Genomic DNA, 11,834 nt, shown 5'->3' with positions numbered 1-11,834 from the left:
GAAGTTCATCATTGCCCGATATACTCTGCGGCGAAATAAGTCAACTCGAATGGGCGTTAACCGTAATGGTTTGCCGATATCAGTTACATCAAGGCTTATCTGCCGAATTTAAGCTGTCTTATAATTAAAAAGCACGGCAAACGTTATGTCTGCCGTGCTCGCCGTGTTATGTTTGCCGCGCTTCCTTAACCAAAGACGCGGAGCGTTTCTTCTTGCATTTATTTTACAAAATGCTGCAGCAATCGGAACATTGTAACGGCTGTTTCCGCTCTTGTAGCTTGCTTAAGCGGGTTCAGCCTCGCACCATTTCCTTGCACAAGTCCTGCTTTCACAAGCGCATTGATGCTTGCTTCAGCATATTCAGCTACTTGCCCATGATCCGTAAACTCTGTCAGTTCGTCTTTATCGCCATCTGCCTTTAGCTTGCTAAGTGCAGTCAAAGCGCGAGCTGTCATCGTAAACATATCTAGACGGGTAATGCTGGCTGAAGGATCGAATGTATTATTGCCCTTGCCTTGAACAATGCCCAGTGCTTTGGCGATTTGTGCAGCTTCATAATAGAAGTCTCCCTTATGAACATCACCGAACGAAGCGCCTTGCTCTGCCCGTAAGTCTAGTGCGCGTACAAGCATTGTAATAAACTCTGCTCTGGTCACATCACGGGACGGATTGAATACATTTTCCTTCACACCTTTTACTACATCACGTACAGCCAATGCTTCAACAGCAGTGCTCGCCCAGCCGTAGCCGTTCATATCACCAAAGGATTTGCTCGTATATACGACAGCAAACTGGCCGGAACGCGTTGTTTCGAACACAACTGTCTTTGTTGCCGGATCATATTGCCCATTTGGAATGCTGGCTACTGATCCATCCTCGCCAATAAACCTTACGGCTATTTGATGCGGATGCTGCATTTCCTGAGCTGACGGTTTGTACGGCAGTGAGATGCGAACAAGCTTCTCATTTCTCGTTTGCTCAAACCGCTTTCCATTGACGCTTACCGTAAAGTCAATAACAGGACGATTGTCAGCCAGCTTTTGCATTCCTTCAGGCAGTTTGCTCTTATCTGCTTCTTTCAAAGTCAGTGCTACTGTATCCTTGCCTGTTATCATACCAGCGGGAATGTAACCTGCCGGCAATACAACCGTTGCATCAGGAGCAGCTACTTGCAATTGCGCCGGATTTTCATTCTCTGCCCATACACTGCCGGGTAATTCTAGCGTATAACCGTTTGCTCCGGATACTTTATCCAATTGCACTTGTATCTGCTTAACACCGTTGCCATCAGGCTTTGCCTGCTTCTGCAATTCCGCCCACTGCTCGGCAGTAAGTGAAGCTGTTGCCTCTGCTGCACCCGGCTTAAGCACTGGCGTTAGTGTAATTCGGCCGTCCTTCGGCTGCGGTGTTCCTCCATTTCCTTCCCCAGGACCTGGATATGGGTTCGGATTTTCGCTGCCATCATCTTTTGTTTTAATAAGCGTGAATTCATCAACAAGACGGTCATCTATCGTTCTGACTTCAAATTTAACTTCATTATCAACAATATTTGCAGCTACATACATCTGCACCTTTTCGCCGTCAGCTTTATAGATCCAATCGCGTTCGACGACCTGATAATATTTCCGTCCGGTAGAGCCGCCGACAATGTAAACCGTTCCTTTTCCGTCCTCTGCCTTCTCCATGTCCTTCATAGGCCAGCTGCGCACATAAACGTGATCATGTCCGTTCATGACAACATCAACCTCGAATTCATCAAATACAGGTGTCCACACTTTGCGAATATGCTCGGAGTCATACATACTGCCGTACGGTCCGCGGTGAAAAGCGACAAACTTCCACATTTTATCGGTATTCTTCAGATCATTGCGCAGCCATTCCTTTTGCTGCTCCAAATCATACTCGCTGTTAAGCACAACAAAGTGGGCATTATTGTAATCGAAGGAGAAGTTGCTGCCCTTTAGACTTTCAATACCGTTCTGCGGATGATTGAAATGGGCCAAATAATCCTCGCTTTGTCTTCCACCCGTAACCTCGTGGTTGCCGACAACAGGAACGATGGTCGTTTGCGCCAATTCATCCTTGGCAGCATTAAACCACATATTCCATTCGTTTTCCTTATATCCGTCTTCTACCAAATCTCCGCCATGAATGACGAATTCAGTATCAGGATGATCACTGAGAGCCTTTTTGAAAATGCTTCCCCATAGATCAAAGTCTGCCTGATTTGTTGCTTGCGAATCGCCCATAAACAAAAACTTCGTTCCTTTGCTAGTTCCTGCAGCGGTACGGAATGTTCCTTGATCGCTGTAATTTCCATCCCCATCTCCGACACGGTAAACATACACCGTTCCAGGCTCAAGTCCTGTCGCCTCTGCTTTATGAACGCGAATCGTACCCGTATCATACGTATTGAACAAGTTGCTTCTTCCTTGTACTCGAATAATATTATTAGCGTCGAAGCCTGTAAAATCAGTCTGCTTCACAAGCTCGACAACTGTACCTTCCGTTGCAGGATTCGTATGCCAGTTGAACGCTTTAGTCGTACGGGTGTCTTCCCACATCGTAACGCTGACGTTCTGCGGGATAGGCGTTCCCGCTTGCTCAGAAACCTTGAAGGTTACAAGCGGGCTAAATTTCTGTTCCTTCATAGCCTGCAGCTTGTATGTTTCTATAGTTGATGTCAGCTTATCAGTTGCGACCGTACCCGTATTATCCGTTATACCAGCCAATACTCCTGCAAGATCACGTATCTCGGCACCTTCAACTGGATTTCCTTGCTCATCCTTCACCATAAAGATAGTTGTGCTGCCATGCATCGTACCGAATTCATCCCAAGTCAATATCAGATGATGCTTAATTGGAGCTGTTACAGGAATTCCATAAAAGCTGAACATCGACGAGCCGTGTCCAGCAAGCTGGAATGCGCCTGAACGAAATTCGATCTTCATATCTCCTTCGACTGCTTGTTTTACTTTGTAGCGAAGCTGAGCTAATACAGCCTCGTCAGGAAGAGCCGCGCCTGCCAGATTGCTGTATTCAATGCGGACAATTCCCGTTTTTTCATCATAAGTCCAATTTAATTGCTCAGCTGTAAGGTTGCTATTAGGTACAACTTCGATATCTTCAGCTTTTGCTGCATCTAATTGCAATTCAATATGCCCGTTTGTTATTTTGGAAGATTTGACCGCATTAATATTCAGCTCAAAGCTATTGCCGGCATATACTTCAGAAGGATGATCATAGTTGATTTGCGAAGAGCCTGTTTCAACTGTAAAGAACCATTCCTGTTCTGCACGGTTGCCGTTCAAATCTCTAATTTTAAGTTTCACTTTATGAGTGCCGTCTGCAAGCGGAACTTGCGGTGTGTAGTGAATCAGCCCCTCCGGCGGGTACAAGGTTTCCTCAACAAGCATGTCATCCACATACAATCTGATTTTATCCGGATCAATCAGCGTAGTTCCTGGATGAGTTTCCTTATCGTAATTAGCGGCCTCGCCAATTGCGCTGATTCTCACTTTATTATCGTTTACGACCGCCGAATCTGCCGGGGAAATATTTTTAATGACAGGGGGTGTAAAATCCTCATCTGTTGGACCATATACAGCGCGAATATCGTCTACATACAGCACGCCTGCATTTTTATTCGTTGCTTTTGTTTCCATATAACGAACCGGCATATCTAATGATAAAGGCGCAGGACGTCCTGGCGGCACATCTGCTTCGAGATAACGCCACCCAACGAAATCCAGACCCGCTGTTTCTTCCGTAAAGTTAATATCTACAGCACCGTTGTTGGCATCAACGAGCTTGCCTCGCAGCCAGTGCTTCTGACCGTCGCCGTATACCCACATCCCGATTTTTTCGGGGTAATCAGGAATGACAATTCTATTATTTTTATCATCTACTTCCAAATACGTGCCTGAAGTACTTGGCCAGCCTGTAAAATCATATTCCAGCTTCAATGCCGCATTTCCTGAACGCACATATTCCTCATCTGTTTCCAAGCTGGCGATACTTTTCACATAACGTGCGCCGGACTCTGTTTTATAACGTTCAAAGCCGTTTTCGAAATCCTCAAGTATAACTGGCAGCTTGCCTACATTTACTTCCATAGATGTTTGCGTATCGCCATGCTTCACAATAATTGTACCGCGCAGCCCTGAGCCGTTTGCAGCTGTGAACACACCGTTCTTATCAATAGTGCCGATATCGCCTTCCACGATCCATTCGAAGCTGTCATTACCTGCCTGAATCACTTGTCCGTTATTTTTTGCAGTTACACTAAGAACAGCCTGCTGGCCGGCAGAGTAAGTTTTAATTTTGTCCGGCAAAACAAGCTCAGTAAGGTGATCAACAACTTCAACTGACGAGCTTCCTTGTATCTGATCAAGCGATGCCTGAACGGTAGTCATGCCTGCTTTATTGCCTGCTGTAAATGTCCCGTTGTCATCAATCGTTCCATATTCCTCGTCCGTACTCCATTTCGGATGGCCTGAAATAGCAGCCGGATGGCCGTTCACGTTAACACCTGCCGCTTTGAAAGTGACAGATTGCCCAGCAAGCACGCGCTCTTTGACAGGCGCGATAGCTAATTTAGAAGCTGGTTCGCTTTCAGACGCCTTATTTACTAGAAGCAATCCGTTCGACGTTTTGCGTTCATTGCCGTCAGAAGGAGAGTTCATTACTTTCACGCTATTTTCACCTGGCAGCTTTGCGATAAGCGTAGCAGAACCGCCGCCGTCTAAATTAACGGCATTAACAACACCCATATCTTGAAAAATTTTAATAAGCTCATCCAATGTTACGCCTTCGCTAAAGCCTGGCTGGCGACCATCAAGCTCAAGCATAACGATTGTTCCGTCAGCCTTAGTGCCTATGGCAGTTCGAGGGTAAACAGCCTGGTCACCGGAGTAGTCTATAGGCTGTCCGTCAACCAGCAGCATATGATAGCCGCCGATCGCAAGCGTGACATCCTTCCAGGCATCTTCAAGCTCGAAGCTAGCTGTAAGCTCGCTGCCCACCTGCAGTGCTGCCAGCTGATCCCTATATTTTCCCGAGACAGATAATACAACATGCCCCGGCTCTAGAGGAGTATTTCCCTGCTCCTTGTGAATCGCAGTAACACGGAGCGATACCGTTTGGCCTGATTTTATTTCGCCTGAAGTAATTTCAGCAACAATTTCATTGCCTCCATCATTGGTCATTGTAGAGGTGTGATAATCCTCTGTATATAATACAAGCATGTCTTCTTTATCTCGCAAACGATTGATTCTCGTAATCGGGAATGTATTTCCGTCAACAGTCAGCGTTTGTGTCAATTGAGGAGGCACACTGTAAATCGTTGTACCGTCACTTTTTAAACCAAAAGCAAAGTTAGAATCGGGATTGTTCAGCAGCTTTCCGCCTTCCATGAAAAAGCCAAGCGGAACACCGTTTGACATATCATAGTAATCGCCGTTGATGCCTGCTATTACCCGGTTGCCGGGCTTGTCAGCCACTCCGGCCATGCCGGACAACGTCTGCATGCCATACACTTTTCCGTATGTTTTTGCCGCTTGCAGTTCTAAATGAGGATTATCATTCAAGTTGAACGCAACAGTATGAATTTTCTGGTATCCCCGTTCGATCTCTACATCTTTCCAAGTGTAGGTAACTCCCGGACTAAGCTCCATTATCCGCTCATCTAGCAGACGCCCGAAGCTCGGCTGTGGCAGCTCCTCTGCATATGCCTTGCCCGAACCAGGAACTACAGCAGTAGCAATCATCAGCAACGTAAGCAGATACATAATTGATTTTCTTTTAATACTGTCATATTTCATCTTTTTTCTTGTCCTCCTGTTATTCGCATATTGCCTTCAGTAAACAGTCTACTGGACATAAAAGTCGGATTGTTGAACCGGATTTGCTTTTTTTGAACCGTTTTTCTTTTTTACTTTATCTTTAAAAATCAGCAGAAATGCCTCCTTAAGCCTTCATCCCTTCCAGGCACGCAGCGCCGAGACGTCGCCGATACTCATTAGGCGTCATTCCTGTTTCCTTCTTGAACGCTCTGTTAAAATGCTGCATCGTAGCAAAGCCGCAGCCAGCCGCAGCTTCAGAAATGATCAGCCTAGAATTTAGCAATAGTTCCTTGGCCTGTTCAATTCGGACATGATTCACGTACTGAATAAAGGTCATTCCGGTATGTTCTTTGAACTGCTTGCTGAAATAAGACATGCTGACATCAAATGAGCGGCATATTCCCTCCAGCGTCAGCACGGAGAAGTAATTGTCATGCACATATCTGCATGCTCGTTTAATAAGCAGCGGCATTTCATGCCCCCGCTGCGGCTTGACCCGCGCTACCCATAGCTCAGCGGCCCTTCGAAAATATATGGCTGCTTCAAGCTTGCTTTCAAAGGCTTCCGCAGCTTTTAAGCTGATCTTATGCCCGGTAAGCACCTGCTGCCACTTGGCTGAAAGCATATACAGCAGCCCTTGTCTTTCTCCTTGCAGCTTCTCCTGCATATTAAAAATATAGCTTAATAAGTCTGACTGCTCTTTCATAATCACATCCGGCTCCCGTTCCGGGAGTTGTTCAAAAAATGATTTAATGAGATGAATGTGCCGATACAGCAAATAATGCGACTCCGTTTGTTTCATCGCTTGCTTTAACGCATCAATGAGTTCTGCGTCTTCAAACGGTTCTACTAAATAATCAATGGCTCCGCAGCGCATAGCTTGCCTGATATGGCGATGCCAGCTGCTTTTTCCGGTCACGATAACAGCAATCGGCAGCTTGCGCTTATCAATCGCCTCTACCAGCGCCAAACCGCTCAAATCAGGCAGCATAATATCAATGACGAGGACATTGGGCCAGCCGTTTCTTAATATCATCTCCCTGGCTTCCCCTGCAGATGACGCCTCGCCAATTATGGTATGACCGTTTTCTTCAGCTGTTTTTCGAATTGCTTCTCTGGTTGCGTTGTCCTGGTTTGCAATCAATATGTACAGCCTGATCTCCTCCTTCCGCGTCTGCCTGTATAATAAGCATAGCTTGTAAAGAGAAGAAAAATGACAGAAACGCAAAACTTCATCAAAACTTAATATGTCCTGCATACAAATGATCACCGTTTTGCTTCAAATACTTTTTAAACACAAATGTTGATTTATTCATTTGTATAGGAGATAATAGAAATGATCAAACTACACATATTACTTAGGAGGTAATTTACAATGGCACATCAACTTCCAGCTTTGCCTTATGCACACAATGCGCTTGAGCCGCATATCGACGCACTAACGATGGAAATTCATCATGGCCGTCACCATAATACTTACGTTACAAATTTGAACGCAGCACTTGAGTCTGCTCCAGAACTGCAAAACAAATCGGTAGAAGAGCTTATCGGCGATCTTGCCAGCGTTCCTGAAGCAATTCGCACTGCAGTGCGCAATAACGGCGGCGGACACGCTAACCACAGCTTGTTCTGGGAAACAATCGGACCAAACGCTGGCGGCGCTCCAACTGGCGCACTAGCGGCTGCAATCGACAGCGAGCTTGGCGGCTTCGATGCTTTCAAGGCCGAATTTGCAAAAGCTGCAACGACTCGCTTCGGCAGCGGCTGGGCATTCCTTGCTGTAGCTGACGGAAAGCTTAAAGTATACAGCTTGCCAAACCAAGACAGCCCAATTATGGAAGGTGAAACACCTATCCTTGGCCTTGACGTTTGGGAGCATGCTTACTACTTGAACTACCAAAACAAACGCCCTGATTATATCGCAGCATTCTGGAATGTTGTCAATTGGGATGAAGTTGGCAAACGTTACGAAGCAGCAGTAAAATAATAATGAAGTAACGGTTCGTCCTTTGTAAGGGCGGACCGTTTTTCGTTGCACCCTAAATAGAAAGCGCCTCCTCCTGTGCCTGAGCATAGGGAAGGCGCTTTTTTATGCGCAAGGCAATTAACAAAAGAATAACACCATCTAGACGTTTGCCGCATATGATGAGAGCAAATTAGCTAGGCACTTGTTATATAAAGGAGAAGGTTAGGCATGACATCTTTCGATTCTACGATTGGCAACGAACATTTTGAAGGCGAAAATTTCCAAGAAGAGACTGGCTCCTTCTGCAATTGCTGCTTCTGCCGCTTCAATGCCGAGCAGGCGCTTCGCGCCCAATACTTCTTTGATCGCCCAGGCCCAGGAGGGCATGGCGGGCACGGTGGAGGTCACGGCGGGCATGGTGGACACGGAGGAGGACACGGCGGGCATGGTGGACACAGCGGCTTCCCGCATGGCGGATTTCCACATGGCGGATTTCCACATGGCGGCGGAATTTTTGGACCTTGGGGCTTCCCGCTCCCTATCCCGCTGCCAATTCCTTATCCGCAATATCCTCAATATCAGCCGTATGCTCCATATCCGCCATTATACATTTCTGTAGATGGCACCGGCGCCCCGGTCACTTACCCTGCCATAACAAATGAGCTGGCATAAGGATAAGCGGCTTCACTTTTAGACAGGCGCATTTAACGGTGTAAAATAAGCGTGTATAAGCTTTCAAAACTTATATACTCTTATCATTTGGAAAAACGAGCTGGTTAGCGTTCTTCCTGAGCGCCAGCCAGCTCGTTTGCTTTAGGTGTTATTTATCGCTTTGCCTTTTCCAATCAGCAGCTTCAATTGATCGTTCTCATAGGCAACCGTATACGTTACCTGGTATTTACTTAACACATACTCCCCGTTTTTACGCTCGTCAACGGATAATACAGCTGTTACGATCGCTTCCTCCGCTGTATTGATCGATACATGCATATCGTCAATGACGACGTTGCGAGTATTCAAATACCCGGAACGGAACTTGTCATAGCTTGTGCCGTCGCGCCATGTGCCGCCCAACAAAGAGTAGGCATATACATAGTCATTATTATTTAAGCTGTCGTAAAAATGCGTAACTAAATATCCTGCCATTTGCTCCAAAGAAGTTTCTTCCAGACTGTTTTCATTCTCTGACGAAAGACTTAAGTTAGGGAGCATTTCCATTGGATGCTCTGACCATTCCTCAGCCATACCAATGACATTGGAAATAGGAATGCTAAATCCGATCGTTCCTTCCTCAACACCTGCTGAATTGATGCCGAGAACCTCGCCTGTTTTTTGGTCGACAAGCGGTCCGCCGCTGTTGCCTTTGGCGATCGGAGCTGATATTTGATAAAGATCAGTGTAGTCGTAATTATCTATTTTAAAGCTTCTGCCCACGCCGCTTATCATACCGGTTGTTACTGTGTTTTGAAACCCGAGCGGACTGCCGACAGCCAGCACATCATCGCCTACCTCCGCCTTTACATGCCGCACGAGCACCAGCGGCTCGGTTCCAACTAGCTCAGCTACTCGCACCACAGCTATATCCGTCGTCGTGCTTATACCGATCACCTCGCCTACAAGCTCTCTGGCATCAGAGGTTTTCACTCGAACATGTCTCGCGCCAGCCACAACGTGAGCATTCGTAATCAGGTCGCCCTTCGTATTATATAAAAAACCTGAGCCTTGATTGCCGCCTTCTGTTTCAATCATGACAACCAGCTTCTGGGTTTCAAATATTATATCCTTTAGCGATCTCGAATAATCGGTTAGTGCAAGCAGCGGCTTGCCAGCCAGCTGCGCAGGCACCTCAGCCCGAACGTAGAAGGCAGCTACACTGCCCGCACAAATAATAATCAGAAGCCCCATTACTGTAAACCATAAATAATTTTTCATGTACTGCCGCCTCCTAGTCCAAATACCAAGTAGCATGGTCGATGACTACGGTACAATCGTCTACAAACACGCCGTATACCGTCGTATAAAATTTCATCGATTCGCCTGCTTCAATATAATCCGGAGACGCCGATGCCGTACCGCTGCTAACTTTTTTACCAGAAGCATCATAAATCGAATATTCTACTTCAACCGAATGAATCGGTTTTGTAGCAGCATTGCGCAAAAAGCCTTCAATAACAAGATTGCCTTCCTCATCTAGCATGCGGTCAATTTTCACAACCTCAACAGCAGCTGTTTGATTAATTAAATCTTCCTCCGCAGCTTTTTGCATAGCCTGCTCAATCCTTTGCTGCTCCTCACGTTCATATTTGGCTTGCTCCTGCCTGATTTTATCCTGCAGCGACAGCAGCTCCGGACTGCCAATTACTAAGGCCAGCGCTTGTTCCACGATAGCAGATGCTTTTGTATAGTTTTTCTTTTTCAAAAAATCATTAGCTTCTTTAGTGCTTAGATCAATAAGCTTCGATTGCAGCTCATCCTTCAGAGCATCCGCTTCACCGCCTGCAAGCCCGTTGACCGCATGCAAATGCTCCGTTATTTGCTTAATCGTCGTGGCATAGTACATTTCTTTTGAAAGCTTATGTACTTTAAGTCCTACCGACAGCTCATCCAGCTTGCCCCGCAGCTTAGAGTAAACAGGCTCCTTCCTCCCTGTAAGCTTGGAGCGCGCCTGATCCAGCTGTTTTTCCGCTTCGAGCGCCGCGCCGGCTTGAATTTGCTCCTCCGCTTTATTCAGTAATCCTTCAAGCTCTATCGCATGAAGCACGATATCCTCATCGGACTGCAAAGCATTGAACTGGGGACGCTTGGCAGAAGCGACATGCAGCTTGGCGAGCGCATCGTCGTAATTTCCGGCAAGCGCAGCTGTTCTGGCATCCTGCTGCAATTTCAACACTTCGTTATTTATGTTCAGTTCATATTGATAATATAAGAAAACCGCGCCTGATGCTGTTAATGCAAAAGCCAGCAATGCAGAAATTATAATCCATATTCCTACCTTGCTTTTTACTCTGCCCCTGCTCGATTCGGGTTTACTATCCACTACTTCTATCGCAGCTGCCTGCTCTCGTAAGGATGGATTTAATTCAGCTGCTGACAACGGATTGCCCTCTATATAATCACCAAGCTGCTGAGTATCAAGCTTGGCACCGCAATGGCTGCAATAGTTAGCATCTTCAGCATAGCTTCTGTTGCAATGAAGACAATGCACTTTATTCATCCTCCAACCCCAATATTGTTTCTCTCTCTACGTCCATGATTATCCTTTATTGGTATCCGTCTATTCTCTCTCTATTTAACTCTTTCTCTACCTATCTATTCTATATCATCAAGTTAATAATCTCCATTTTATTTTGCTAGTACAATTTACCTAACTCCCAGCTCCGGCTGGCAAATTTCGTGGAAAAATAGTCCATTTGACGCACCTTGAGCACCTCTGGCCGCAAAGCTATGTCATCTTTTCTTACATGAGAATGCCTGCAAATATGAATCTATGACATTCATCAGAAAGTTGACAAACCCTTTATATCGCGAAGTATGCTAACTAAAAGTAGTTTTGAGGTGGTCGCGACCGGTTTGAGACGTTTTAAGGTGGCGCCTACTGGTTCTGTATGAAATTTCATATTCAATCCTGACCTTAAGAGGTAAGCGGGAAGCCGTCGATTCGTTGTAGTAGTTTAATAACCGAACAAAACGTCTTAATGCCATCTGTTTAGAATTGTAACGGAACTGAGAGGCTCTATTTAGTAATAAAAAGGTGTTTAATACTGTAACGGAACTGTGGAGCGCTATAGGTGATCTTTTCCCCGTTTAGGTGGTGATTTTGAGTAAATAAGGTTTCTCAGTTCCGTTAGATTTTAGAATAAGCTGATTTCCGTACAATAGCGTGTCTCAGTTCCGTTAGCATTTTTCAACGGCCTGAAAAACTGTATTTAGTTTGGCATAATTCACAAATTATGGGGGATTTCTATCTGGATGAACGGCTCCGTTATCCTTTGCTTTTACGAAGGAGGCGCGTGTACCGATGAAAA

The 11,834-nt window shown here is 45.8% G+C and carries 6 protein-coding genes; 2 read left to right on the top strand and 4 right to left on the bottom strand.

From position 1 onward, the window contains the following. Window positions 1–218: 218 nt before the first annotated feature. Both V1L65_RS28295 and V1L65_RS28290 read right to left on the bottom strand, forming a co-directional pair. Window positions 219–5,822, bottom strand: coding sequence for a phosphodiester glycosidase family protein (locus V1L65_RS28295; RefSeq protein WP_331702700.1), 5,604 nt, complete (start codon window positions 5,820–5,822; stop codon window positions 219–221). 145 nt (window positions 5,823–5,967) lie between these two features. Next, window positions 5,968–6,987: a helix-turn-helix domain-containing protein gene (locus V1L65_RS28290; protein WP_331702699.1), complete on the bottom strand. Its 1,020-nt coding sequence runs from the start codon at window positions 6,985–6,987 to the stop codon at window positions 5,968–5,970. 231 nt (window positions 6,988–7,218) lie between these two features. On the opposite strand from V1L65_RS28290, the gene V1L65_RS28285 reads away from it, so the two are divergent. After that, window positions 7,219–7,830 (top strand): superoxide dismutase, encoded by a 612-nt coding sequence (locus V1L65_RS28285; protein ID WP_331702698.1) that lies wholly within the window; start codon window positions 7,219–7,221, stop codon window positions 7,828–7,830. A gap of 207 nt (window positions 7,831–8,037) precedes the next feature. After that, window positions 8,038–8,481 carry a hypothetical protein gene (locus V1L65_RS28280; RefSeq protein WP_331702697.1) on the top strand — a complete coding sequence of 148 codons (444 nt, stop codon included), beginning with the start codon at window positions 8,038–8,040 and terminating at the stop codon, window positions 8,479–8,481. A gap of 141 nt (window positions 8,482–8,622) precedes the next feature. On the opposite strand, the gene V1L65_RS28275 is transcribed toward V1L65_RS28280, so the two are convergent. Next, window positions 8,623–9,741: a S1C family serine protease gene (locus V1L65_RS28275; protein ID WP_331702696.1), complete on the bottom strand. Its 1,119-nt coding sequence runs from the start codon at window positions 9,739–9,741 to the stop codon at window positions 8,623–8,625. Between the two features lie 13 nt (window positions 9,742–9,754). Continuing rightward, window positions 9,755–11,023 (bottom strand): FxLYD domain-containing protein, encoded by a 1,269-nt coding sequence (locus V1L65_RS28270; protein ID WP_331702695.1) that lies wholly within the window; start codon window positions 11,021–11,023, stop codon window positions 9,755–9,757. Between the last annotated feature and the right edge of the window lie 811 nt (window positions 11,024–11,834).

The sequence above is a fragment of the Paenibacillus sp. IITD108 genome (assembly GCF_036541265.1).
Classification (GTDB): domain Bacteria; phylum Bacillota; class Bacilli; order Paenibacillales; family Paenibacillaceae; genus Pristimantibacillus.
Note: the sequence above shows the minus strand (reverse complement) of the source record. Positions and strands in the feature narration are given on the sequence as shown.

Coding starts and splice junctions, on each gene's coding strand:
- V1L65_RS28295 (WP_331702700.1), bottom strand. CDS start 5,822: ATGAAATATGACAGTATTAAAAGAAAATCAATTATGTATCTGCTTACG.
- V1L65_RS28285 (WP_331702698.1), top strand. CDS start 7,219: ATGGCACATCAACTTCCAGCTTTGCCTTATGCACACAATGCGCTTGAG.
- V1L65_RS28280 (WP_331702697.1), top strand. CDS start 8,038: ATGACATCTTTCGATTCTACGATTGGCAACGAACATTTTGAAGGCGAA.
- V1L65_RS28275 (WP_331702696.1), bottom strand. CDS start 9,741: ATGAAAAATTATTTATGGTTTACAGTAATGGGGCTTCTGATTATTATT.
- V1L65_RS28270 (WP_331702695.1), bottom strand. CDS start 11,023: ATGAATAAAGTGCATTGTCTTCATTGCAACAGAAGCTATGCTGAAGAT.